Annotated in this window: 24 protein-coding genes and 1 pseudogene; 5 read left to right on the forward strand and 20 right to left on the reverse strand. The window is 72.0% G+C overall.

The annotated features are described in order from the left end of the window. The first annotated feature begins 129 nt into the window (after positions 1–129). The gene (locus PV721_RS09735) at positions 130–408 is read left to right on the forward strand and encodes a hypothetical protein (protein ID WP_319722463.1); all 279 of its coding nucleotides are present in this window, start codon (positions 130–132) and stop codon (positions 406–408) included. A gap of 84 nt (positions 409–492) precedes the next feature. Here PV721_RS09735 and PV721_RS09740 read toward each other — a convergent pair. Both PV721_RS09740 and PV721_RS09745 read right to left on the reverse strand, forming a co-directional pair. Next, positions 493–846: pseudogene (locus tag PV721_RS09740) on the reverse strand (nitroreductase/quinone reductase family protein); the annotation flags it as partial. Then, on the reverse strand, positions 843–1457 hold the full coding sequence (locus PV721_RS09745) for an NAD(P)-dependent oxidoreductase (protein WP_319722464.1): 615 nt from the start codon (positions 1455–1457) through the stop codon (positions 843–845). The pseudogene PV721_RS09740 and the gene PV721_RS09745, both read right to left, overlap by 4 nt. 59 nt (positions 1458–1516) lie before the next feature. On the opposite strand from PV721_RS09745, the gene PV721_RS09750 reads away from it, so the two are divergent. Beyond that, positions 1517–1921, forward strand: coding sequence for a helix-turn-helix domain-containing protein (locus PV721_RS09750; RefSeq protein ID WP_319722465.1), 405 nt, complete (start codon positions 1517–1519; stop codon positions 1919–1921). Here PV721_RS09750 and PV721_RS09755 read toward each other — a convergent pair. Continuing rightward, positions 1885–2283: a VOC family protein gene (locus tag PV721_RS09755; protein WP_319722466.1), complete on the reverse strand. Its 399-nt coding sequence runs from the start codon at positions 2281–2283 to the stop codon at positions 1885–1887. The genes PV721_RS09750 and PV721_RS09755 overlap by 37 nt on opposite strands. Positions 2284–2551: 268 nt before the next feature. On the opposite strand from PV721_RS09755, the gene PV721_RS09760 reads away from it, so the two are divergent. Continuing rightward, the gene (locus PV721_RS09760; RefSeq protein ID WP_319722467.1) at positions 2552–3082 is read left to right on the forward strand and encodes a hypothetical protein; all 531 of its coding nucleotides are present in this window, start codon (positions 2552–2554) and stop codon (positions 3080–3082) included. A gap of 163 nt (positions 3083–3245) precedes the next feature. Here the strand turns inward: PV721_RS09760 and PV721_RS09765 are convergent, their stop codons facing one another. The 3 genes from PV721_RS09765 to PV721_RS09775 form a co-directional block, all read right to left on the reverse strand. Next, entirely contained in the window at positions 3246–3800 is a 555-nt protein-coding gene (locus PV721_RS09765; protein WP_319722468.1) for a hypothetical protein, read from the reverse strand. Positions 3801–3864: 64 nt separating this feature from the next. Then, the gene (locus PV721_RS09770) at positions 3865–4725 is read right to left on the reverse strand and encodes a TIGR03619 family F420-dependent LLM class oxidoreductase (RefSeq protein WP_319722469.1); all 861 of its coding nucleotides are present in this window, start codon (positions 4723–4725) and stop codon (positions 3865–3867) included. Positions 4726–4836: 111 nt separating this feature from the next. Beyond that, a complete protein-coding gene (locus tag PV721_RS09775; RefSeq protein WP_319722511.1) occupies positions 4837–5928 on the reverse strand; it encodes an ADP-ribosylglycohydrolase family protein in 1092 nt (363 codons plus the stop codon). A gap of 1290 nt (positions 5929–7218) precedes the next feature. Between PV721_RS09775 and PV721_RS09780 the strand changes: the two genes are divergently transcribed. After that, positions 7219–7758 carry a tyrosine-protein phosphatase gene (locus PV721_RS09780; RefSeq protein WP_319722470.1) on the forward strand — a complete coding sequence of 180 codons (540 nt, stop codon included), beginning with the start codon at positions 7219–7221 and terminating at the stop codon, positions 7756–7758. 63 nt (positions 7759–7821) lie between these two features. Here the strand turns inward: PV721_RS09780 and PV721_RS09785 are convergent, their stop codons facing one another. From PV721_RS09785 to PV721_RS09835, 11 genes are all read right to left on the reverse strand, one after another. Continuing rightward, the gene (locus tag PV721_RS09785) at positions 7822–10413 is read right to left on the reverse strand and encodes a bifunctional FO biosynthesis protein CofGH (RefSeq protein ID WP_319722472.1); all 2592 of its coding nucleotides are present in this window, start codon (positions 10411–10413) and stop codon (positions 7822–7824) included. A 51-nt stretch (positions 10414–10464) separates the two neighbouring features. Next, the gene (locus tag PV721_RS09790; RefSeq protein WP_319722473.1) at positions 10465–11247 is read right to left on the reverse strand and encodes an SDR family oxidoreductase; all 783 of its coding nucleotides are present in this window, start codon (positions 11245–11247) and stop codon (positions 10465–10467) included. Positions 11248–11285: 38 nt separating this feature from the next. Next, positions 11286–11720, reverse strand: coding sequence for a colicin immunity domain-containing protein (locus PV721_RS09795; protein WP_319722474.1), 435 nt, complete (start codon positions 11718–11720; stop codon positions 11286–11288). Beyond that, the gene (locus PV721_RS09800; protein ID WP_319722475.1) at positions 11717–12094 is read right to left on the reverse strand and encodes a hypothetical protein; all 378 of its coding nucleotides are present in this window, start codon (positions 12092–12094) and stop codon (positions 11717–11719) included. The genes PV721_RS09795 and PV721_RS09800 overlap by 4 nt, the downstream gene beginning before the upstream one ends. 26 nt (positions 12095–12120) lie before the next feature. Then, entirely contained in the window at positions 12121–12630 is a 510-nt protein-coding gene (locus PV721_RS09805) for a hypothetical protein (RefSeq protein WP_319722476.1), read from the reverse strand. A 53-nt stretch (positions 12631–12683) separates the two neighbouring features. After that, a complete protein-coding gene (locus tag PV721_RS09810) occupies positions 12684–13454 on the reverse strand; it encodes a hypothetical protein (protein WP_319722477.1) in 771 nt (256 codons plus the stop codon). Between the two features lie 56 nt (positions 13455–13510). Next, positions 13511–13768, reverse strand: coding sequence for a hypothetical protein (locus PV721_RS09815; RefSeq protein ID WP_319722478.1), 258 nt, complete (start codon positions 13766–13768; stop codon positions 13511–13513). Continuing rightward, on the reverse strand, positions 13768–18354 hold the full coding sequence (locus PV721_RS09820; RefSeq protein WP_319722479.1) for a putative T7SS-secreted protein: 4587 nt from the start codon (positions 18352–18354) through the stop codon (positions 13768–13770). Before PV721_RS09820 ends, PV721_RS09815 begins: the two co-directional genes overlap by 1 nt. Further along, positions 18354–18986, reverse strand: coding sequence for a hypothetical protein (locus PV721_RS09825; RefSeq protein ID WP_319722480.1), 633 nt, complete (start codon positions 18984–18986; stop codon positions 18354–18356). The genes PV721_RS09820 and PV721_RS09825 overlap by 1 nt, the downstream gene beginning before the upstream one ends. Continuing rightward, positions 18983–19486: a hypothetical protein gene (locus tag PV721_RS09830; protein WP_319722481.1), complete on the reverse strand. Its 504-nt coding sequence runs from the start codon at positions 19484–19486 to the stop codon at positions 18983–18985. Before PV721_RS09830 ends, PV721_RS09825 begins: the two co-directional genes overlap by 4 nt. Before the next feature lie 203 nt (positions 19487–19689). Continuing rightward, positions 19690–20958 carry a PLP-dependent aminotransferase family protein gene (locus tag PV721_RS09835; RefSeq protein ID WP_319722482.1) on the reverse strand — a complete coding sequence of 423 codons (1269 nt, stop codon included), beginning with the start codon at positions 20956–20958 and terminating at the stop codon, positions 19690–19692. Between the two features lie 120 nt (positions 20959–21078). Here PV721_RS09835 and PV721_RS09840 point away from each other — a divergent pair, with 120 nt between their 5' ends. Next, entirely contained in the window at positions 21079–21936 is an 858-nt protein-coding gene (locus PV721_RS09840) for a hypothetical protein (protein WP_319722483.1), read from the forward strand. Between the two features lie 267 nt (positions 21937–22203). Here the strand turns inward: PV721_RS09840 and PV721_RS09845 are convergent, their stop codons facing one another. From PV721_RS09845 to PV721_RS09855, 3 genes are all read right to left on the reverse strand, one after another. Further along, entirely contained in the window at positions 22204–22413 is a 210-nt protein-coding gene (locus PV721_RS09845) for a DUF397 domain-containing protein (protein ID WP_319722484.1), read from the reverse strand. 215 nt (positions 22414–22628) lie between these two features. After that, the gene (locus PV721_RS09850) at positions 22629–23513 is read right to left on the reverse strand and encodes a helix-turn-helix transcriptional regulator (protein ID WP_319722485.1); all 885 of its coding nucleotides are present in this window, start codon (positions 23511–23513) and stop codon (positions 22629–22631) included. A gap of 264 nt (positions 23514–23777) precedes the next feature. Then, positions 23778–24512 carry a GOLPH3/VPS74 family protein gene (locus PV721_RS09855; protein WP_030390041.1) on the reverse strand — a complete coding sequence of 245 codons (735 nt, stop codon included), beginning with the start codon at positions 24510–24512 and terminating at the stop codon, positions 23778–23780. Positions 24513–24575: the final 63 nt, after the last annotated feature.

The raw sequence follows: 24575 nt of genomic DNA on the forward strand, positions 1-24575 counted from the left end.
CCCGCGCCCCCCGCGCACTACCTCCAGAGTCATCCCCGCGGCCCCGGATCGGACCCCCGATCCGGGGCCGCCGGCGTTCCGGAGGGAACGGGCGGTGACCACGGGTGCGGGGGAGTCGTTGGGCGGGGCATGAATGCCATGAAGCGCACCCTCGCCGCCCTGGTCGTCTCCGGTGGCGCCGCCCTCGCACTCACCCCCGTCGCCGCGCACGCCGACGCGGCGCCCGCCCAGGCACCGCCGGTCGTCGGCCGCGTCGTCGACATCGTGGACCACCCGCACCGGACCGTCCAGGACGCGAAGACGGCGGTCGCGGTGACCACCTCCGCCGCCGGGACCGCCTCGGGGGCCGCGGACACCTCCCTCAAGGCACCCCTGGACAGCCTCCCCGAAACCCCGGCGGTCAAGTGACCCCGCCCCGGCCGGCCCTTGTGACCAGGACCAGCGGGACCTCCCGGGCCGTCGCCGCGCGGTAGGCGGCGTACGAGGGCATCGGGCCACCACCACCGGCCACAGCCGGTCCGCCTCGGCGGGCGTGGCGCGCCGGGCCGTCGCCGGGAAGGTCTCGGCGCCGACCTGGAGGGTGACGGCCGGGTCGGCGGCCAGGTTCAGGTACCACGCCGGGTGCCGGTCCGCGCCCGCGTCGGAGGCCGTCAGGACGTACGCCGCCCCGTCCGTCTCCCCGTCCCGGACGTAGGCGAGCGCCGTGCGGCGGTACAGCCCCGACTTCCGGCCCCGCGTGGTCAGCAGCAGGTCCGAGATCCCCGGCCGCGGCTGCCCCGCGGTCTCCTCGAAGCGGCGGATGTGCGCGGCGACCCACGGGTCCGGACTGTCGGTCACCGCCGTCATGCCGGGACCACCCCCGCGTGCGCGAGGTGCAGCGACGGCGCCCCGGCCTCGTCCACCACGGCCCGGGCGAAGTCCGCGCGGGTGATCCGGCCGGCGGCGTCCGCCGCTCCGAAGCCGTACCCGCCCGCCGCTGCGCCGCCGTCCTCGGCGAAGTCCCCGGCGGGGCTCAGCACCGCCCAGTCCAGCCCGGCCGGAGCGTGCGCCCGCAGCGCGTCGGTCCCGGCCGCGTGGCCGGCGTAGAACTCCCGCCATTCCTGCGGATAGCCGGGCGTGTCCATCAGCAACGCCCCCGACGCGGTGGGCAGTACGGACGCCAGCCCGACCACCACCAGCCGTCGCACCCCGGCCCGCGGGAGTCCCGCCGCCAGCGCGCGGCCGACGGCGGGGAAGAACACCCCGGGGGCCGCCTGCGCGTCGTACACCGCGACCACCGCCGCGTCGTGCCCGGCCGCCAGGCGTGCCACGTCCGCCGCGGAGGTCACCTCCCCGTCGGCCCGGCCCGCCTCCGTGACCTCGTACCCCCGGGCCCGGGCCTCGGCGGTGACGGCGCGGCCGACGCGTCCGCCGGCCCCGAACACGATGAGCCTCTTGGTGTTCTTGTCGTTCGTCATGGGGGGAGCGTAGGGAGGGGCCTGGTTTCCGACCGGATACCGGCCCTACCGTAGGGATCATGAGCCAACCCGCGCCGCTGGACCCGGAGATGTTCGACCCCGTCTGCCCGTCCCCGCTGGTCCCGTTCCGGATCGGCGACAAGTGGGCCACGCTCATCCTGCGCTGCCTGGAGGGCGGCCCCCGCCGCTTCTCGGAGCTCAAGGTCCCGCTGCGCGGCATCACCGCCAAATCCCTGACGCAGTCGCTGCGCGGCCTGGAACGCGACGGCTTCGTCACCCGCACCGAGTGCGACACCCCCGAGCGTCGCGTCGAGTACGCCCTCACCCCGCTCGGCCGCGGCCTCCTGGGCCCGCTCGACGCGGCGTGCGAGTGGACCCGGGAGCACTGGGACGAGCTCCTCGACGCCCAGGAGGCCGCGCAGGCCGCTCAGCCCCAGGTGCGGGAGCAGAGCACGAGCCGGTAGCCGTCGGGGTCCTCGATGGTGACCCCCCACTCCTCCCAGTAGGGGTTGTGGGCGGTCACGCGCGTCCCGCCGTGCTCGACGAGCCGCCGGACCAGGGCCTCGTCGGGCGTCTCGCCGAGGTAGACGACGAAGAGGTCGTCGACGGTCGGCGCGGGCAGGATCGGGTTCGAGGCGTCACGCGTCAGCTCGAAGTGCCACCCGCCCCCGGCCGGCCCGACCATCAGCAGGTCGTGCTCCCCGGGCGCACTGTCGCTGCTGCGCCACTGCACCTCCAGGCCGAGCCCGTCGACGTAGAAGCGTTCGGCGGCCTTCAGGTCGAGGGAGGGCCGGGCGACGCGGACGTGGGTACGTGAATTGATCATGACGGGCAGCGTACGAAACCGCCGGGGCGCGGGAACTCCGGTCACGGCGAAGCTTTGGCCAGTATTTGCCCTGCCTCCGCCCCGCCGAATTCCGCTTGCGCCCAAGGGGCCTGCTGCCGCTTGCGCGGCATGGGTCCGGCGAGGCTTCCCCTCGGTCCAGGTGGGGGGTGAATATCAGCCACATGGGGTCTGACCTGCGAAAATGATTTCTCCAGGCTGAATGTGGCTGTCTAAGATCAGCCCCCACTCACATGGGGGAGACATCGTCATGAACAAGAACCTTTTCCGCGCCTCCGCGGTCGCCGCTGCCGCGGTCGCCTTCTCGGGGATCATTTCCGTCTCGCAGTCCGCGAGCGCGGCGCAGACCTGCTCGACCGCCGGCACCAACGCCCGGATCGACGTGATGCCCGGCATCATTCCCGAAGCGCAGCTGAGCGCGCCGACCTGCGTCGAGTCGCTCCCGGACAACAAGGTCCGCGGGAAGGTGACCGTCAACTGGGGCTTCATCAACGACGGCCAGTCCGACATGACCAGCAAGCGCTACACCTCGTTCAAGGTGACGACGCGGCTGGAGAGCCGCGTGCCGGGCGGCACCGACGTCGTGGTCAACAGCAAGACCTGTGACCTCACGGCCAACGTCAACGCCACTCCCAACGGCGCCTTCGCCTGTCTGACCCCGGCGGCCACCCTGGACCCGAGCAAGCAGTGGTCCGGCGACGCGACGGTCGTCTACGACATCGAGGGCGACAACAAGGGCCCCCTCACCTGGCAGCTGGTCGGCTCGCCGCTGATGAGCTAGGCACGTCACGGGGCACGGGGGAGGGCGAACAAACCCTTCCCCTCTGCGGGCGCCCGCCGAAGTCCACTCGTGGCCCCGCCGGTTCACGGGGATGTCGTCGCAGTGGTGGCCCTGGTGGACGGGATTCCGGGGCTCCTGGAGGCCTGACCCCCCGCCCCGGTGGTCAGGGGCGCCAGCGCGGCGCCTCGTCGTCCGGGGTGTCCGGGCTGGCGAAGTGGAAGGGCACGCCGAGGTGGGCGGCCAGGTGGCCGCCCGCGCGGGCGGCGACGGCCGCCGAGGGGTGGAGCGGGCCCCCGTCGGCACCGTCCAGGGCGCGTACGGCCGTGCCCCGGTAGATCGTGGCCAGGCACGTCTCCCCGGCGGGGTCGTCCGTGACGGCCAGCAGATTCACGAACCAGTCGTGGACGGTGTCCCCGTCCCAGACGGCCTCGACGGCCACCACGCGGGCGCGGATGCCGCGGGCGAGGGCTGCGAGCGACTCCAGGTCGAGCGGCGAGTCGGGTGTGCGGGCGACCCGGTCGCCGAAGTGCTGGTAGCGCAAGTGGACGATCTTCTGCGCCTCGTACAGGCCCACGCCCCGGGCGCGGCCGGCCTCGTACACGAGCCGGATCGCCTGGAAGCTGCCGTCCTGCAGGACGTATCCGTCGACCTGGGTGCGGATACCGGCCGGGAGCCCCTCCCACTGGCTTTCGGTGTCCCGGTCCTTGGCCGTGTCCATGTCGCTCTCCTCCGGTCCCCTCGGGCAGTCCGGTCGAGCCTACGCAGCGGCCGGGCGGTCGCGCTCAGAGGTACTGGGCGAACTCGTCCAGGGTGCGCAGCACCTGCGGCTTCGGCTCCGAGGGGAGCTGGAGGACGACCTCCTCGATGCCCAGGTCGGCGTAGTGGCTCAGCTTGCCGGGGGTGGGCTGGACGGCGTACGGAACCACCCGGAGGGACTTGGGGTCGCGTCCGGCGGTCTCCCAGACCTCGCGCAGCACCGGGAGGGACTCGGTGAGTCCGCGGCCGCCGATCGGGAGCCAGCCGTCGGCGTGGTCGGCGATCGCGGCGAAGAGCTTCGGGCCGGCCGCGCCGCCGATCAGGGTGCGCGGGCCGTACAGGGGGGCGCCGGGGCCGAGTTCGCGCGGGGCCTGGACCGGCTTGGGGTGGGCGCTGCTGGCCTGGACGGAGCAGTACTGGCCGACGTACGCCGTGGGCTCCGGGGCCCACAGCGCGCGCATCAGCGCCATGCGGTCGCGGACCAGTTCGCGACGGGTGCGCCACTCCACGCCGTGGTCGGCGGCCTCCTCGACGTTCCAGCCGTAGCCGATGCCCAGGGTGAAACGGCCGCCGCAGAGGTGGTCCAGGGTGGCGACCTGCTTCGCGAGGCCGATCGGGTCGTGCTGGGCGACGAGGGTGATGCCGGTGCCGAGGTGCAGGCGCTCGGTCACGGCGGCGGCCTGGGCGAGGGCCACGAAGGGGTCGAGGGTGCGCCCGTACATCTCCGGGAGTTCGCCGCCCATGGGGGCGGAGGTGTCGCGGGCCACCGGGATGTGGGTGTGCTCCGGGAGGTAGAGCCCGGAGAAGCCGCGCTCTTCCAGGCTGCGGGCCAGGCGTACGGGGGAGATGGTGCGGTCGGTGAGGAAGATGGTCGTGGCGATCCGCATGGGTTCTGGCACCTCCGAGACGTGGGACCCGCAACGGTACGGGCTGGACCCGGGATTGTTGAGGGGGCGTCAGATCGCGGTGGCGTACTTCGGCCGTACGCCTGCCGTGCGTCAGCCTCGTGGGTAGCGGGCCAGCCAGCCGGGGGAGGCCTCCGCAGGGTTGTGGAGGGACGGGCCCTGGGTCATCTCCAGGGCGAAGTCGTCGGCGATCTCCAGCAGCGTGGCGCGGCCTTCCAGCTCGGCGAGCCAGGCGGCCGGGAGGGCCGTCTCGCCGTGCAGGGCGCCGAGCAGCGCCCCGCACAGGGCGCCGGCGGCGGTGGAGTCGCCGCCGTGGTTGACGGCGAGGCGCAGGCCCTGCGCGACGTCCTCGGCGACCAGGGCGCAGTAGACGGCGACGGCGAGGGCGTCCGCGGCGTCGGGGCCGTCGGCCGCCCGGCCCAGGGCTTCGACGGCCCCGGGGCCCGGCGCGCCCTGCGTGACGGCCGACAGGCCGCGCTGGAGGGCATCCGTGACGGGCTGGTGGCCGGGGCGGGCGCCCAGCAGGCCCAGGGCGCGCTGGACGGCCGAGTCGAGGGAGTCGCCGCGGGTCAGGCCGTGGACGATGACGGCGAGGGCGCCGGCCGAGAGGGAGGCGGTGGGGTGGCCGTGGCTCTGCGCGGCGCACTCGACGGCGAGCTGGAGGACGAGCGCCGGCTCCCAGCCGACCAGCAGCCCGAAGGGGGCCGAGCGGGAGGCGGCGGCCGCGTCGCGGGCGGCGGGGTTCTTCGGCTGGTCGAGGGTGCCGAGGAGCTCGTCGGCGAAGCCGGTCAGGCAGGCGCGGTCCGGGCCGCGGCGGGCGTAGAGCCACTCCTCCTGCGCGAGCCAGCCGTTGTCCTTGCGGCGCTCGTCGGGGCCCCACTCGTTCTGGGTGGCGGCCCAGCGCAGGTACGCGCGGTGGATGTCGGTGGGCGGGTGCCAGGCGCCGGTGTCCCGGCGTACGTGGGCCCGTATCAGCCCGTCCACGGTGAAGAGGGTGAGCTGGGTGGCGGCGGTCACCCGGCCGCGGCGGCCGTCGGCGGGCGCGGGCCCGGTCAGACCGTCCGGGCCGTGGGCCTCGCGGATGCCGTCGAGGGTGAGGCCGGCGAGGGGAGCGCCGAGGGCGTCCCCGAGCGCGGAGCCGAGGAGCGTGCCGCGGACGCGGCCGCGGAAGTCCTGCTGCTCGATGCGGCCCCAGAGCCCGGTGACGACGGCCCGCCCGAGCGTCCGCCCCTCGCCTGCGGCGGGCTCGGCCCCTTGCCCTGCGGGCCCGTGTCCGAGGGGGCCGTCGCCGTCGCCGGCCCCGTGCCCGGCTGCGGGTGCGGGCGTGTGTCCGGGTCCGCCGGTGGGGGCGGGTACGTGCCCGGCCGGTTCCTCGCCGGCCCCGGCCCCGTGCCCGGTTCCTGCCACGGGGCCCAGCCCGGCTCCGGCGCCGTGCCCGGTTCCCGCCACGGGACCCACCTCCGCCCCGGCGCCGGCCGCGGGCCCGGCGGCGAACCGGGGCCCGTGCCCGGCGGATCCGGCTACGCCGGCGGTCCCGGCCGCGGGGCCGGCCATCGGCGCGGAGGCTACGCCCGCGGGTCCGGCCACGGGGCTCGCCCCCTGTCCGACGGGACCGGCTGCGGCGGGCGCGGGCACGTGTCCGTGTCCGACCGGTGCGGCCCCGGCACCGGCCCCTTGTCCGGGGCCGAGCGTCGGTGCGGTGGGTACGCCCGCGTATCCCGGTCCGGCCGCAGGCGCGGCTCCGGCTCCCGGCCCGGCGGCGAACCCGGCCCCGTGTCCGTGTCCGACGGATGCGACCCCGGCCGCAGGCGTGACTCCCGCGCAGGGCCCGGCTGCGGGGTGAGCCGCGGGCTCGGCGGCAGCTGCGGGGAAGGGCGGGAGTCCGGCCGGGACCCCGGCCAGGGGTCCGGTCGCGTGTCCGGGGCCGGCCATCGGCGCGGCGGGTACGCCCGCGGGTCCGGCTACGGCTCCGGCTGCGGGGCTCGCCCCCTGCCCTGCGGTTCCGGCTGCGGCCGTGGGTGCGGGCAGGTATCCGAAGGGCGCGGTTTCCACGCCGGGCCCGGCGGAGAACCCGGCTGCGGGGTGAGCCGGGGGCTCGGCGGCAGGCGGGGCGAGGGGCGGGGGTCCGGCCGGGAATCGGGCCAGGGGTCCGGTCGCGCGTCCGGGGCCGGCCATCGGCGCGGCCGGATGACCGGGCAGTGCGGGTCCGGCTGCGGGGCCCGGCGCCGGCCCGGTGGCAGATGCGGGCCCGGCCGCTGCTGGGCCCACCGCATGTGCATGCGCCCCGCCGTTCGTACCGATCACTTCGTCCACCCCCGGCACCGCGCCCCCCGCTGACCACTTCACCCGATGCCCGGCACCCGGCACTGCACTCGTACCCGCCGCGCATGCGAAACCCGCACTGTAGTGGACAGCTTCGATCGAATCCGGAAGTGGTTCGCCAAGAGGCCCGTAAGTGATCAAAGAACGGCCAGATTGCGAATAGTTCCAGCCGTCAGTCTGGCTCATGGCGCGTTTTGCCACTTACCTCCCTTCGCCGAGGCCACCGTCACCGCCGGCGCCGACGGCTCCTTCACCCTGCGGTGGAAGGCCCGGGGCGCCGGGCGGGTCGAGATCAAGGCGAACGGGGTCGTCGCCGAGGGCGGCGCAGAGGGGCGGGCCGTGGTCACGGGGCTGCCCGCCGCCGACCGCCAGTGGTTCGACTTCGAGCCGGAGCGCGGCGGGAGCCTGCGCCTCGCCGACCGCCTGATCAAGCTGGACGGCGCGGTCAACTTCCGCGACGCCGGCGGCTACCGCACCACCACCGGCCAGTGGGTCAAGATGGGCGAGGTCTACCGCTCCGACGCCCTCGACAAGCTGACCGCGAACGACCTGGCCGTGCGCCCCGAGTACCTCAACTCCGGCTACGCCGAGGTCAAGGCCACGTACGGCTCCTTCGACCGGTACGTGAAGGACGGCCTCGGCATCGACTCCCGCGAGCTGCGCCGGCTCAAGAAGGACCTCCTCGTCGGCTGACCGCCACCAGGAGCGCGCGCGGGCCCGGCCGGACGCCACGCCGGCCGGGCCCGCGCGGCACCGTCAGTCCAGTACGGGCAGCAGCTCCGGCAGGTGCCCGTCCGAGGCGCGGGCCGCGTCCTGCCGCTCCCGCGGCACCTCTCCGTACAGCGTCGTACGGGCCTTCGCGGGCCGCCCGGCCGCCTCGGCGACGGCGATCAGGTCCTGCACCGACTTGTACGAGCCGTAACTCGACCCCGCCATCCGGGAGATGGTCTCCTCCATCAGGGTCCCGCCCAGGTCGTTGGCCCCGGAGCGGAGCATCTCGGCCGCGCCCTCCGTGCCCAGCTTCACCCAGCTCGTCTGGATGTTCGTGATGTGCGGGTGGAGCAGGAGCCGGGCCATCGCCGTCACCGCGCGGTTGTCGCGGACCGTCGGGCCGGGCCGCGCGATGCCCGCCAGGTACACGGGCGCGTTGGTGTGGATGAAGGGCAGCGTGACGAACTCAGTGAAGCCGCCCACGCCCTTGGACCGTGCGGCCTGCTGGATCCGGGCCAGCGTGCGGAAGTGGCCGAGCCAGTGCCGCGGCTGGTCCACGTGCCCGTACATCATGGTCGAAGAGGACCGGATGCCGAGCTCGTGCGCCGTCGTGATGACGTCGATCCAGTCCGCCGTCGGCAGCTTCCCCTTCGTGAGCACCCAGCGGACCTCGTCGTCGAGGATCTCCGCCGCCGTGCCCGGGATGGAATCCAGCCCGGCCTCCTTGGCCGCCGTCAGCCAGTCCCGTACGGACATCCCCGTCCGCGTGGCCCCGTTGACGACCTCCATCGGGGAGAAGGCGTGCACGTGCATGCCCGGGACCCGCTCCTTCACCGCGCGCGCGATGTCGAAGTACGCCGTCCCGGGCAGGTCCGGGTGGATGCCGCCCTGCATACACACCTCGACCGCGCCGACGTCCCAGGCCTGGGCGGCCCGGTCCGCGACCTGGTCCAGCGACAGCGTGTACGCGTCGGCGTCCGTGCGGCGCTGCGCGAACGCGCAGAAACGGCAGCCGGTGTAGCAGACGTTGGTGAAGTTGATGTTCCGCGTGACGATGTAGGTGACCTCGTCGCCCACCACCGACTTGCGCAGGTCGTCGGCGATCCGGCACAGCGCGTCGAGGGCCCGTCCGTCCGCGTGCAGCAGCGCGAGCGCCTGCGCGTCGGTCAGCTTCGTCGGATCGTCGGCGGCTTGTGCGAGGGCGGCCCGCACGTCGGTGTCGATGCGCTCGGCCACCATCCCGGGAGCCGCCGCCTCGCGGAGCGCCTCCCAGTCGCCGTAGACGTGGTCGAAATCGTCGCGGCGGTCGCCGGTGCGGCCCTCGGTGTCGATGGTGGCGTGCAGATCGGTGCGCCCGTAGGCGACGAACCCCTCGTCGGGCTCCTGCCAGGGCCGTCCCTCGACGGCGGCCGTCTCGTCGGCCAGGCCGGTCTCCGGGTCGGCCAGCGCCCGTACGTGCGGGAGCAGGCGGGGGTCCAGCCAGGGCTCGCCGCGCTGCAGGAACTCCGGATAGATGGTGAGGCGTTCGCGCAGTTCGAAGCCGGCGGCCCGGGTGCGCTCGGCCAGCTCCTCGATGTGCGGCCAGGGACGCTCGGGATTCACGTGGTCGGGGGTCAGCGGGGACACCCCGCCCCAGTCGTCGATGCCCGCGCCGATGAGCAGGGCGTACTCGGCGTCCACCAGGTTCGGCGGCGCCTGGATCCGGGCGCTCGGGCCCAGGATGTGCCGGGCGACGGCGATGGCGGCGGCCAGCTCCTCCAGCTCCGCGTCCGGCATGCCGCGCATGGCGGTGTCCGGCTTGGCGCGGAAGTTCTGGACGATGACCTCCTGGATGCCGTGGTAGCTGCGCTGGATCCGGCGGAGCTCGAAGAAGGCCTCGGCCCTCTCTTCGTACGACTCGCCGATCCCGATCAGCACCCCGGTGGTGAAGGGGACGTTCGAACGCCCCGCGTCCTCCAGCACCCGCAGCCGTACGGCCGGTTCCTTGTCGGGGGAGCCGTGGTGCGGGCCGCCGGGCTCGGACCACAGGCGGGTGGCGGTGGTCTCCAGCATCATGCCCATGCTCGGCGCGACCGGCTTCAGCCGCTGGAGGTCGGACCACGACATGACACCTGGGTTCAGGTGCGGGAGCAGGCCCGTCTCCTCCAGGACGCGGATCGCCATGGCGCGAACGTAGGCGAGGGTGTCGTCGTAGCCGTGCGCGTCGAGCCACTCGCGGGCCTCGGGCCAGCGGTCCTCGGGACGGTCGCCGAGGGTGAAGAGCGCTTCCTTGCAGCCCATCGCCGCGCCCTGGCGGGCGATGTCGAGGACCTCGTCGGGGGAGAGGTACATGCCGTGGCCGGCCTTGCGGAGCTTGCCGGGCACGGTCACGAAGGTGCAGTAGTGGCACCTGTCGCGGCACAGGCGGGTGAGGGGAATGAAGACCTTGCGCGAGTACGTGATGACACCAGGCCGCCCGGTGGCGGCGAGCCCGGAGTCCCTTACGCGTGCGGCGGACGCGGCGAGGTCCCGCAGGGCCTCGCCGCGCGCCTGAAGGAGCACGGCCGCCTCGGTCGCGTCGAGGGCGACGCCGTCTCGCGCCCGCCGGAGCGCGCGGCGCATCGCGTTGTCGGTCGGAGCGTCACTCGGAGTGGTCATGGGCCGAGCATACGATCCGACGTTCCGGCGGTGGGGCGGCCGTGGAGTGGCTCATCTCATCAGCTCCCCGGCGTTGACCAGCAGGGACTGGCCGGTTATCGCCCGCGCCCGGTCGGAGGCGAAGAAGACGGCGGCGTCGGCGACGTCCCCGTCGGTGGTGAGGTCGGGCAGCGCCATGCGCTGGGTCAGCCGAGCGTGCACCTCGGCCTCCGGCACGCCCTCCGTGTGGGCGGTGAAGGTGACGAACGCCTGCACCGGCGGCCCCCACATCCAGCCGGGGAGCACGGCGTTGACGCGGATCCGGTGGGGGCCGAGCTCGCGGGCCATGGAGTACATGGCGGAGGTCAGGGCCCCCTTGGAGGCGGCGTAGGCGGCCTGCTGCACCTCGTTGGGCGCGGCGACGGCGGACTGCGTCCCGATGATCACCACGGATCCCCCTTGCTCCTTGAGCGCGGGCAGGCAGGCCCGGGTCATCCTCAGGGTCCCCAGCAGGTTGACGTCGAGGATCTGCTGCCAGGTCCCGAAGTCGGCGTCCTCCAGCCCCCCGAAGTACGAGTCCCAGGCGGCCACGTGCACGACGGCGTTCACGCCCCCGAACCGCGCCCGGGCCAATTCGGCCAGGGCCTCGCACTGCCGCTCGTCGCCGATGTCGGTCGCCAGGTACGCGGTGTGCGCGCCCTCGGGGTCGATCTCGGCGGCGGACTTGGCGAGATTCGCCTCGGTGCGCGCCCCGAGCACGGCGTTCCCCCCGTCCCGCACCACGGCGGCGGCCACCTGGTGCCCGAGCCCGGCCCCGACGCCGGAGACGATGACGGTCTTCCCTCGCAACAGCATGACGGACCTCCGGGCGGCACGGCGTATCTGACGGTGCGTCAGGTTACGGCGCGGGCGCGGCGGTGTGAAGGGGGTGTGCCCCATCGCCAGCTCCCGGTCCCATCGATCTGCTCGAGCGCCTGGTTCACGATGTCGAGGAGTTCTGCGTCCGTGGTGTCTCCGGTCTCCCGAAGGTCCGGATCGATCGGGTATGCATCCAAGGCGTAGAAGACCTCGTTGAGCGCTCGGCAGAGACGGTCTCCGATGCGCTCGCCTCCGTCCAAGGCATCCCTCCGGGCGTCCAGCCACTGCTCGGCGAACCTCTCCGGCCGGATTTCGGCGCGGGACAACCTCCTCATGAGGTCCAACCGCCGCCCGGTCCCCGAACCTTCGGGGACCTCCCGGGCGGTCCTCCACTGCCTCCGGCGTGCGGTCGGCCCGACGCCGGGCAGATCGGCTCGGCCCTCAGGGCTGCTTGCGGTCCCGTCCTTCATGGCGCTGCGTCCTCGATGGCCTGGAGGATCAGATCCATGTCCTGCGCGGCGAGGATGCAGAGGTCCTGATCCTTGGTGACCGTGACCTCCGCTTCGCTGAAGTCGTCGCCATTCCGCGCCGACTCCTCGGTGAGGCGTACGGGCAGGATCAGCCAGTTCTTCGCGGCCTTGAACCGCCACTTGACGTGGCGCGGGGCGTCGCGTGCCACGGTCTCGGAGACAGGCTTGAACCCGTCGTGCGGTTCGGCGAAACGCCAGCCGAGGTGCGCGATCTGCACGTGCCCGAGGCGGGGGTGACGCTCGACGGGCGACCGGAACCAGAAGAGCGGAGCAAAGCTGGTGAGAGCGGCATGGGCCCTCGAACCACCTGCCATCGTCGTTCCCTTCCCGCGGCGTGGTCTCAAACCCTCCACGGGGGCTCGCCCGCGCGCCGGAGCTTGAGAATGGACACGGTTTCGAACGCGTCCAGGTCGGCCGCATAGGGGCGAACGCCCGGGTGGTCACCGCAGAAGGTGACGTTCGCCGTGAGGTGGTCGTCCGCGAGGCCGCCGTAGGACATGGAGATGTACGCGGAGACCTCCACGGTGGAGCGGAGTTCGTCCCCACGCAGGAGACAGCTGCTCGCGAAAGCCACGCAACGCCGCAACAGCCTCGACTCCCTGTCCTTCCCAGAGGCTGGAAGGTCGTAGTCCGTCATTCCGCGGCCGTTGACGGTGTACTCCTCGTGCACCACGTCCGAGAACGGTCCCGACGGAGCGGACTTCAGCGCCGACAAGACGTGCGCGCCGCTCGGGGCGACCTCCCAGCCGCCCTCCGCGATCCGAAGGAACCCGGGAGGAACTTCGTCCGGGGTGATGCCCTCCGTGTCGACCCGGCCCAGCAGGCGCGCCATCGAGCGGTTCATTTCCATACGCCATCCTCCTCCTGGGCAGCGGAGCCGGTTCCCTCTGGGGGCCTTGACGATCAGCCGCGCTCGGCGAGCAGTGCCCGTACGTGAGCGTTGCCGCTGAGGTACAGATGGTCGGCCAGTACCTGCCCGGCCGGCCCTTTGGCCCGGTGTACCGCCGCGACTGCATGGGCCATGGTGCGACCTGCCGGGGCGGCCCGCAGGATCTGCAGGACGAGCTCCACGGCCGATTCCTCGTCGACGACGACAATCGAGTTGGCGAGATCGACGAGCTGGGTCGCGATGTCGAACCGGAACGGAACCCCCGCCGCGATGGACCCGAGGCCTCGGCTGATGACGGTGTGGATGTCGGGAAGACAGGCCCGCGCCACGGCTTCGTCCAGGTAGTCCCCGAGCTTTTCCTCGAAGTACTCACGGTCCGCAATGCGAATGAGCGACCGGAAGGTCTCCAGCCGGAGTTCCGAAGACCCCTTCTCCTCGGAGAGTTCCCGACTGTCCGTCGCAGCTGCGGAGAACTGCCCGTAGCTGCTGTCCACGGAGAACTTGCGGTCCACCACGAGGTCGTACCAGGGAGTGTCACGGGGGTTCAGGGTTGCTTCCCGAACCGCTTGGTAGCCCGCAGGCTCACCCCAGGCCACAAGCGTCAAGCAAGCGAGATACCTGTCGTGGTCCGTGGCCGAGGTATCAGTGAGCAGGTCGGTGAGGCCGGGAACGCGATCGCGATGCTCGGGATAGTCGTAGCCCCCATAGATCACGTCGTCCACATCATCGGTCCGATTCCCTTCGAAGTCGTTCTCGAGGAGATCCTCAAATTTTGTCAAACTCATGCTCGTATCAGCTGTTGCCGTCAGAGATTTCCTGTTCGGGCGAATCCAGCGCCGCACTATTCGCGTTCGCGCAGCATGCGTGCGATGTCGATGTCCTTCTGGAGTGCGCTTAGCCGGGGAGGGGTGCGGGAGTCGTCCAGGACTACGGCGTGCAAGTGGTCGCCGATCTGTGGGAGGGGTGCGTCTGGTGACCACCAGGACGGATGCTTGACCTGGTCGATGAAGCCGGTGATGCCAGCGGCGTCGACCTGTGACCCAACGGGGGCGACGGCCGTGACGGTGACATCGATCTCCTGGTGATTGACCAGTTTCATTAGGGATCTCCAAAAATTTTGACCCACGATTTATTCAGGGTTAGTTCGTTAAATCTGTCCAGTTTGTCTGAAGGGATGACGAACTCGACCCTGACTGCCCCTTTGGGGCCGTTCCTGTCATGGACTTTTGCATACTCGAAAAATTCATCGAGAAACGACGGGTGCATGTCGTATTGAACCATCCCCTTCGCGAAGTTGAGTCCGTTGGGCCCCGCGTACTCGGCGGCTACTCCATGTTCACCAAAATAGATCTTTCCGTCCGATATGACTCCGCCGCCGATGTCAACCCCTGGGCGATGGTTCTCTGGATTCGGCCCGTGCTCGAGTTCATACCGGGCGTCCGCTGCCTTCGGAGTCCGATAAATGGGGAATGGTTCTTCTTCGCAGGGATTTAGACCCAGGGAGTCGGACCAGGTATGGGGGTTGTGGACGTACGTCGCCGGGTTCGGGGCCGGGGCCAGGCCCAGGGGGTCCGGGGTGAGGTAGCGGGCTGTTTCGGGGTCGTACGTGCGGAAGTAGTTGTGGTGGAGGCCCGACTCGGGGTCGAAGTACTGGCCCGGGAAGCGGAGTGGCGTGTAGGCCACGGCGTCGCGGGTCCACGTGGTGGAGCCCCAGAGGGTGGAGCGGGCGCGCCAGGCGATCTCGCCCGCCTCGTCGACCAGTTCGCGCGGGGTGCCGATGAGGTCCGTGACGATGGCGAAGAAGCGGTCGTCCGTGGTGCCGAGGACGCGCTCCGCCTGGGTGAGCGGGTGCAGGCCGTCGTGGGTCCAGGTGAGGGTGACCGGGCCTTCCGTCTGCTCGCAGAGCGTGGTGCCGTCCCACGTGAAGAGGACCTCCTCCACCACCTCGCCGCTGGGCGCGAGGCGCTGCTTGGCCGCGCGGCGGGAGAGGGCGTCGTAGCGGTAGCGCCAGCGCGTGCCGTCCGGGGTGGTGACCGCGCTCAGACGGTCCTGCGCGTCCCATTCGTAGTGCCAGGTGTCCGGCTTGCGCGAGAGGCGGGTCTTCTGGCGGAGGGTGACCCGGCCGAGGGCGTCGTGTTCGTAGCGGATCGAGCCGGCGCGGGTGATGCGGGTGCCGGTGTACGCGCGGTCGCCCCGGGCCTCCGCGCCCGGGTGACGGGACGGCCAGGAGGCGCTGGTCTGGTTGCCGGCGCCGTCGTAGGCGTAGCGCTCGGACCAGTTGGAGGCGTCGACCGCCGTGACCCGGGCTGCCGGGTCCAGGGTGAAGGTGCGGGGACCGGCGAGCGCGTCGTCGATCGCCGTGAGGGCGCCGTCCGCGCGGTAGCTGTAGCCGCGGCGCTGGAGGGTGCGGCCGTCCTGGCCGACGAGGTGCTGGTCGGTGAGACGTCCGACCGGGTCGTAGACGTGGGCCAGGGTCAGGTCCGGGCCGATGGCGCGGGTCAGCTCCCGGCCCGCGGCGTCCCGCTCGAAGGTCAGGGTGCGGCCCGAGGCGCTGAGGGCGCTGCGGCGGCCGGCCGCGTCGTACGTCCACTCGGAGAAGGCCCCGGCCGGTGTGGTGCGGCCGGCCCGGCGGCCCGCGACGTCGTAGGCGTGGGTGAGGGTGCGTCCGTCGACCGTCTCCGAGACGACGCGGCCGTACTGGTCCCGGTGCAGGGTCAGCGTGGTGCCGTCCGGTGAGACGGCGCGGGCCAGCTCGTCGAAGGCGTCGTACTCGTAGGACGTGATGCCGTCCGCCGTCTCCTTGCGCAGGAGGAGGGAGAGGGCGTCGTGCGCGTACGTGGTCGTGGCGCCGAGTGGGTTCGTACGGGAGACCAGGCGGCCCGCGGCGTCGTACCCGTAGGTCAGGGTGCGGCCGTCGAAGTCCGTCTCGGAAGCGAGACGGCCGACCGAGTCGTAGGTGTAGGTCCAGGTCAGGCCCTGGGGGTTGGTGACCGAGGTCAGGCGCAGCTCGGTGTCGTGGGTGAAGGTGTAGCGGACGCCGTCCGGGCCCGTGCGGGCCGTGAGGAGGTCGAAGTCCCCGTACTCGGAGCGCGTCACCCCGCCCATCGGGTCGGTGTGCGTGGTGCAGTTGCCCTCGCCGTCGTACGTCCAGGACTCCGTGCTGCCGTCGGCGGTCTCCCGGTGGAGCAGGCGGCCCTCCACGCTCCACGTGAGGCGGGTGGTGTGCCCGAGGGGGTCGGTGACGGCGGCCGGGCGGCCGAAGGCGTCGCGCGCGTATGTGGTCGTCGCGCCCAGCGGGTCGGTGATCTCGACGGGCAGGCCGACCGGGTCGCAGCGGACCGTGGTGACCGCACCCAGGGGGTCCGTCACCGAGGCGAGGTGGCCGCGGGTGTCGTAGGTGAAGCGGTTCGTCGCCCCGTGCGGGGCGGTGGCGGAGGTGCGGTTGCCGCGGGCGTCGTACGTCGCGCGGGTCACCCGGCCGTCCGGCCGGATCACCGTGACCGGCAGGCCCAGGGGGTCGTACTCGGCCCGTACCTCGCGGCCGTCGGGGCGGACCACCGTGGTGAGCCGGCCCTGCTCGTCGTAGACGTAGCGGGTCGTGTGGCCGAGCGGGTCGGTGCGGGTCAGCAGGCGGTCGTACGCGTCGTGGGTGAACCGGGTCGTCGCGCCCGTCGGGTCGATCTCGGCCGTGATCCGGGCGCGGTCGTCGACCAGGTACCGGGTGGCGTGGCCGTGGGAGTCGGTGTAGGTGGTGAAGCCGTCCCCGTAGGTGAAGCGGACGTCGAGGTGGCCGTTGGTGCCGGACTGGGCGGTGCAGCGGTGCTGTTCGTCGTAGACGTAGTCGAAGTGGCGGTCGTTGGTGTCGGTCCAGGAGGTGATCCGGCCGAGTTCGTCGTAGCCGAACCGGAGGGGGCGGCCAGAGGAGTTGGTGACGTGGGTGAGGTGGCCGTCCGTGTACGCGTAGCGGAGCACTTCGGTGCCGTCGGCGAGGGCGAAGCCGGTTATTCGGCCTTCCGACGAGCTGAGGCGCAGCTCGTAGCCGCCGCTGTGGGACAGGGCGGTCGGCGCGCCCGTCTCGTCGTACGCGAAGGCGATCCAGGCGCCGCCCCGGTCGTCGAGCTGGCTGAGGAGTCCCTCGTCCGTGAAGTGGCGGACGTGTCCGGACTCGGGGTCGGTGACCGTGTATCCGCCGTCCGCGTCGAGGACGAGCGGCCAGCGCTGACCGTGGTCGGGGAGTACGGGACTTCCGGGCGCCGGGTGCGGGTAGGCGAGCAGGCTGCCGTCCTCGCGTACGAGGATCACGCCTTCCTCGTCGATCTCGAGTCGCTGGTCGACCGTCGACGCCCACGACGGGCCGAACCAGCGGCCCGCGCGGTACGAGGACTCGAAGGTGCGGGTGAACACGAGCGGAAGCGAGCCCGGGAGGACGAGGTCCGTCTGCGGCAGGACCATCCGGCCCGTCGCGACGTCGACAGGGTCGCCGTTGCACTTCAGGCCCGCCTTGCGGCGGGCCGCGGCCTCGGCTTCGGCTTTCGCGGCCGCCCGCGCGGCGCTCCTACTCGCCGCCTCCTCGGCGAACCGGACCCCGGCTCGGAGGGTGGGCAGGCCCTTCGAGCCGATGAGGTCGGGAAGGAGACGGCCCTTGAACTCGCTGGGGTCCGCCATGTAGCTGTCGATCATCGGGCCGGGGATGCGTTCGGGGTGGGACGCGGTGGAGACGAGGCCGGCCAGCGTCATGGTGAAGTTCTGCTGGAAATCGGCCGGGTGCGTCAGGTTGTACGGGTCGAACGGGTTCAGGCCGCGGGCGAAGTTCAGCGTTCCCGCCGCGCCCTTGGCCACGCCGCCCGCGAGGTGGGTGAACTCGACCGCCTCCGAGCCCGCGTAGTCGACCAGCCCGGCCAGCAGCCGGTCCTTCGCCGGGGGTTCGGCCGGGGCGTGCTCCATGGCGGCCTGCAGGGCGCGCTCGGCCGTCGCGGCGGCCTCGTTGCGCTGTCTGCGGGCCTCGTCGAGGATCTCCTTGGCCCGCTTGCGCGTGGCCTCACCCGGGTCGGCGCCCTCCACCGGCACCGGGCCCGGATCGCGGCCGGCCTTCGACGCCGCCTTGAAGGCGTCCTCCTTGGCGACATGTGCGTCGTGGGCGTCCTTCGTCGCCTTCACCGCCGCCTTGTGGAGCGCGATCGCCTCGCCCGCCTGCTTCTGCGCCCACTCCACCGTCTCCGCGTACCGGGTGAGCGCGCCGCTCGCCGACTCGCACGCGTCGGAGGCGCGCAGCCAGTCGGTGGGGTGCATCGCGAACTTCTCGCGGAACGCGTCGGCGGCCTGCCCCTTCCACCGGTCCGAGTCGAGGGCCTTCATGCCCTGGCCGACCCGCTCGAAGGCCGCCTGGAAGTCGGTGAAGTGCTTGGCGGACGCCCGGATCGCCGACGACTTGCCGTGGACCAGCTCGTTCGCCTGCTCGCTCTGACCGAGCTCCTGCTCCCGTACCGAGGCCCCGAGGCTGGAGGCGACGCCGTCGCCGAAGTCCTCGACCTTGTCGGCCCAGTCGTGCGCGCCGACCCGGTCGAGTGCGCCACCGACCTCGTCGGTGGCCCGGTCCACCCCGTGACCGATGACCTTCTTCGCCGAGTCGACACCCTCCCCGATCTTGTCGAGTCCCTTGTCGACCAGGCCGCCCCAGTCCGTCATCAGCCCTCCCCACCCGGCTGCGGCTCGGGTGCGGGGCCGACCAGGCCGTCCACCACGCCGTCCATGTCGTCGCGCAGGCCGACGGCGTCGAGGAGCTGGTTGGACAGGAGGATGTCCGAGCTGTTGACGTCCCGGACGGCCGTCTTCCAGGCCTCGTTGCCGTTCTTCGTGGCCTCGTCGAAGGACTCGGGGCTGTAGTCCGCGTCCCGTATCTGGGTGATCGGGTTGTCGGAGAGGACCTCGCCCCAGTCCTTGTCGATGATTTCCTTCTCGGAGGCGTACGGATTGCCGAGCGCCGCGTTCGTCACGACCTTGAAGCTCCCCTGGATGTACTGCTCCTGTTCGTGCACCAGGCCCGCCGACAGCCCCACGTTCTTGGCGAACGCGTTCCCCTGCTGCACCAGCGAGCGGACGCCCCAGCCCCAGCGCTCGCAGAACGTGCCCAGCGTGGACGTCAGGCCCGCGTGCCCGGTCTCCAGCCCGCTGAGCCCCAGTTCGGCGAAGCCGCCGCCCATGCTCGCCGTGCCCACCGACCCGAGTTCCTTCAACTCGGCCAGGCTGTCCGTGATCCCCTTGGCGATCTGACCCAACGCCTGCTTCGAGACGTCGAGGTCCGCTCCGTCCCCGCTCACGCGGCCGCCTCCCCGTCGAGGGCCGCCGTGTCCGGGACGATCCCCCGCACCGGCGGGAGCAGCATGCCGTCCGGCCCCGCCGCGTTCCACGCGACCCCGCACGGGAAGTCCAGCGCCGGCACGATCCCGTCGAGGAGCCGCGCGCCGAACACGCGCCGGTACGTCCACTCGCGGTTGCCCTGGCCCCTGGCCTCGGCGAACCGGCCCAACGCCTCCTCGTCGGAGAAGACGCAGATCCAGTCCAGCCCGCCGAACTCGGCCGTCCACAGGCCGCCCCGCGCGTCCAACGGCACGAGGAGCACCCGGCTGCGGAAGTCCGCCAGCCGCTCCAGCACCGCCTCCCGGGCTTCCGCCACCGGATCGGCCTCCACCGACCCGACGGCGGACTCGGCCGACGGCTTCGCCGCCGCGCGCCGCTCCACGGCATCGGCCCGCAGCCGACCCCACTCCTCGTCGAACCCCACCCGGACCCCCACCCCATTCGCCCCGATCGAACGCACCTTCGCATGGTGCGGTGGGGTGGTCCAAATTTACTGTTCAGCAGCGCACATATCGAGACAGGTGTGCGGAGTCCACGACGGCTGACGGTGTGGCACATTTATGCTCAGGTCAGCACGTTGAACGGCAGGTAGCCTCCGTCACCTGCCGGGAGTGTCCATTGCAAAAGCAACAGGCTCCCGCCGGCCGGGCGACGGGCTGGGGCTCACCGGCCGCCGTACTCCGTCAGCGCGTGACCCAGGCGGGCCACGCCCTCCGTGATCTCCGCTGGCGTGTGGGTCGTGAAGGAGAGGCGGAGGGTGCGGGGGTCCGGGGCGGTTGCGTGGAAGGGGGCTCCCGGGACGAAGGCGACGCCGTGCGTGACGGCCGTCTTGAGCAGGTCGGCCGCGTCGTGGTCCTCGGACAGGCGGGCCCAGACGAACATGCCGCCCTCGGGGAGGTTCCACTCGCAGTCCGCCGGGAGGGTCCGGCTCAGGGCGCCTTGCAGGGCGTCGCGCCGTTCGCGGTACGCCGCGCGGACCGTGGCGATGTGGGCGTCCAGGTCCACCGCCGCCAGGTAGTGCGCCGCGGCCAGCTGGTCCACCGTGGAGGTGTGGAGGTCCGCCGCCTGCTTCGCGACCACCGCGGCCCGGCGCAGCGACGCCGGGGCACGGAGCCAGCCCAGCCGCAGCCCCGGCGCCATGACCTTCGAGAAGCTGCCGAGCAGGGCCGTACGGTCCTCCGCTCCCGGATGTGCCGCCAGCCACGGGACGTCCGCGCCCTCGTAGCGCAGCTCGCCGTACGGGTCGTCCTCCACCAGCCACAGCCCGAGGCGCTCCGCGATCCGGGCCACCGCCGCCCGCCGGGCGGCCGGCAGGGTGCGTCCCGTCGGGTTCTGGAAGGTGGGGACGGTGTAGAGCAGCTTCGGGCGTGCCTGTGCGACGAGCTCCGCGAGGGCCTCGGGGAGGATGCCCTCCCTGTCGCAGGGGACGGCCACCACCCGCGCCCCCGCCAGCCTGAAGCACTGGAGCGCCGCCAGATAGATGGGGTTCTCGACCAGCACCACGTCACCGGGTTCGACCAGGGCGGTGGTGATGAGGGTGAGGGCCTGCTGGGAGCCCGAGGTGATGACGAGGTCGTCCGCGTCGGTCGGCAGGCCGCGCGCCGCGGCGCGGGCGGCCACGGCCGCGCGGAGTTCCGGCGCGCCCTCGGTGGTCGAGTACTGGAGCGCGCGCCGCGCCGACACCGCGAAGGCGGCGTCGTACGCGGCCCGCAGGCCCTCGGTGTCGAAGAGCTCGGGTGCGGGGAGGCCGCCGGCGAAGGAGACGATCCCGGGGCGTTCGGTGAGCGCGAGGATCTCGCGTACGGGGGAACCCTCGACCGAGGCGGCGCGGGCGGCGAACGCGGGCGGCGGCGATGCGGGCCCGACGGCAACGGCGGGCACGGCCGCGGTGGCAGGGTCAACGGCGTTGGCGGGCACGGCGGTAGCAGACATGAGCGCTCCTCCGGAGACGGGTGCGCGCATCGTAGCCAGAGAAAGTTGCAGACGGCATGCATATATCAGGTGGCGGACGGACCTCTCCCCATCTGACGCTGCATCAGCTAGACCGTTCCCATGACGACAGGAGAGCAGGAACCGCAGCAGGAGACCCGCGCCGACGACTACGCCGCCCTCGCGTCCGTCGGCCCCTACGGCGTCCGCCCCGGCCACGCGCTGATCACCATGGTGGAACCGCACCCGGGCCACGAGTTCGCGTACAACCGCTGGTACGAGGACGACCACTACTACGCCGGCGCCATGGCCATGCCCTGGATGTACGCGGGCCGCCGCTGGGTCGCCACCCGCGAGCTCCAGGAGCTGCGCTACCCCGAGAAGTCGGCCGTCGCCCAGCCCGTCACCGCGGGCTGCTACATATCGACGTACTGGGTCACCGAGGGCCGCTACGACGAGCACATGAAGTGGACCGTCGGCATCAACAAGCGCCTGAACCGCGACGGACGGGTCTACCAGGACCGCACCCACGTCTTCACGGCCTTCCAGGACCACGCGGCCACCGTCTACCGCGACGGCGCCGCCGGCCCGCGGGACTTCCACGCCCTCGACCACCCGTACGCCGGCCTCGTGGTCCAGGTCGTCGACGCCGACGGGCCCGAGCAGCGGGCCGAGCTGCTGGAGTGGCTGCGCTCGCGCGCCCTCCCGGAGCGGCTGCACGGCTCCCCGGCCGCGATGGTGACGGTCTTCCGGCCGACCCCGCTGCCCGGCGACCGGATGACGTACGTCAAGCAGGTCGAGGGGGTCGACACCCGGCTGACGCTGCTGTGGTTCCTCGAGGCCGACCCGCGGGAGTGCTGGGACCGCTTCCGGGGACTGGACGCGGAGGTCGCCGGGGCGGGGCTGGGGCGGGTGGAGCTGGTGGCGCCGTTCATCCCCACGGTGCCGGGGACGGACCGGTACGTCGACCAGCTGCGCTGACCGGGACGCCGGCCGTGACGCCGGCCGCGTCCGCGCCGGTGGCCGGGTTGCCCGCGCCGGTCGCCGTGTGCCCGTGCGGTGCGCGTGTCCGCGCCGTACGTGACCGTGCCGTGCGTGTGCCCGTACGAGCGTCCGTACGCGGTCATGGCCGAGCCCCCTCGGCCAAGACGGCGGACCGGTCGAGAGGGCTCCAGTCAGTGGTGCACATGCGGTGGGCAGCGCTGCTGCTGCCGGTGAGAGCGGATCGGATGGGACGCGCCGTGATCTTCAGGCGAGGCGTCCCAGCCGACCCTCGGTGACGTCGGCGACGAAGGAGGTCCAGGAGCCGGGTGCGAAGGTGAGGGACGGACCGTCCTGCACCTTCGAGTCGCGGACGGCGATGGCCTCCATGACGGGGGACTTGACCTCGACGCAGGCGCCGTTGGCAGAGTAGGAGGACTTGACCCAGTTGACCGTGGCGCCCTGACGAATAGCCATGTTTCTCTCCGGTGAGCGAGTAGTTCCGGTGTCGCGTCGGCCATTTCCGGCTGACCTGATCGACGCTACCCGCAGCTCCTGATAGGTGAAGGAAGCGTTCACCCGACCGAGTGGCATATTCCATTCAGGCCTTATGTGGCCGGGGAGTGACGGTGTACCGTACCGACCCCTTCGCCACTCACCCGGCACGTCACGGCACCTTCGCCCCATTTGCCCTATTCGCGCTTGTCGGCATATTCGTCGATGATCCCGGAGATGAATTGCCGGGTCTGGTCGACGTTGAGGGCCTGGGCGCGCAGGTGTTCGTACATCACGCTGTACTTCTGCACGTCGTTCGCCTTTTCCAGGTACAGGTCGCTCGTCACGCCCTCGATGTAGACGACCGTCGAGTCGGACGCGTCCGGGAACTCCAGGATCGCGTACTGGCCGTTGACCCCGGGATGGGCGCCCAGCGAGAAGGGCATCACCTGCACGGTGACGTGAGGCTGCTCGGACTGCTCTATCAAGTACTCCAGCTGCCGGGTCATGAGCTGGGCGTCGCCCACCCGCCGGCGCAGCGCGGCCTCGTCGATGACCGCCCACAGGCGCAGCGGGCCGAGCTCCGGGTTGTTGTTGTCGGTCTCGGAGAGCCGCTTCTGGCGGTGCATCCGGACCTGGACCCGCTTGTCCACGTCGGCCGGGGCGGTCTCCGGCCAGGCACCGCGGACCAGGGACTGGGCGTATTCCGTGGTCTGGAGCAGACCCGGGATCACCAGGGGTTCGTACGTGCGCAGGCTGGCGGCGTCCGTCTCCAGGCCGATGTACACGCTGTACGGGATGTCTCCGAAGGCGTGCCACCAGCCCTGCTGGCGGGAATCCTTGGCCATCTGCATGAGCGAGTCGATGAGCCGGCGGTCCTCGACCTCGTACACGTCGCACAGGTCGCGGACGTCGCGCTGGCTGATGGACCGGCGGCCGTTCTCCAGCCGGCTGATCTTCGACTGGGAGACGAGGAGGCGTTCGGCGACCTGTTCGGCCGTCATGCCCTTGTCCTCGCGGAGCTTGCGCAACTCCATACCCAGTCGGCGGCGTCGGACGGTGGGATTGACATTGGACGCCACGGGAACGGCACCTCCGCCTTCTTCTGTCGTGCAGCGGTCTCTCTGCGTGTCTGATGTCGAGCAGACTGCCACCGAAGCGGGCGCCGCCGCTGGGGAACGGCAGGGAAAACACAGACGCGCGGGGCGGCGGGGTCGGCGAACCGGCCCCGCCACCCCGCGCGCTGGCGGCTCCCGAACCGGGTCTTTGCGGACGTCGGTCACGGCGATGGCGTTGCGATGGAACTCAGATGGATCCGTGGACCCGAACTGGTTGTAACCGGTGTATCAGTGCGCGGCCGCGCGGGCCATCGCACCCGTCCGGCGCGGCTGCAGCGGGACGCTGCTCGCCGTGGCCCGGGCAGGTGGTGCCGGTGCGCGGTCACGGCGCGGCTGTGCGGCCACACCGTTCTGGACGTCCATCACGGCATGCGCCACGAGTCCGCCCATCGGGTCGTGCCGGATCAGGTCCCGCAGCCGGGACCTGGACGACCGCCCCTCGTTGCCGGGGTACAGGTGCTTGCCGAGTCCGACCGCGTGGGCCAGTGCGGCAAGCGCCGCGGTCCGCGGGTCCGGCGGTACGCCGGTGCGGATCGCACTGTCGAGCCGGGCTCGGATCTCCCGGCTGATCTCCGTGTCCGTCGCCTGGTAGCGAGTTGTCGGCAACACACCGCACATCTGTCCCGCGACGGCATGGACCATGCCGCAGCGCTCCAGATGAGCGAGGTAAATCTGACGGAGCCCCAGTCGGGGTCCGCCGATCCAGTGGACGGCCCGTACCGGGCTGCCGCGCCTGCGCAGCAGTTCCAGTGCGGAGTCCAGTGTCGGATCTCCTGTCGGCCGTGGCATCACCACGGCGATACGATCCCCATCAGGGGCTATCCGTCCTGCCAGAGCCAGCTCCACTAGCTGTGCCCCGGCCAGGCCGAGGTCGAGCGACTGCGGCTGCGCCGTGGTACCCGTGGCCGGGTCCAAGGCGAGCAGCAGAAGCTCCTCCGGAATTGTTCTGCGGCTCCTGCCCATCCATGCCTCCCCGCGTGGATGAGTGACAGGGTGACGCCTCTCACATTCATCTGTCGAGAGCGC

This window comes from Streptomyces sp. MB09-01, assembly GCF_033794505.1.
Taxonomy (GTDB): domain Bacteria; phylum Actinomycetota; class Actinomycetes; order Streptomycetales; family Streptomycetaceae; genus Streptomyces.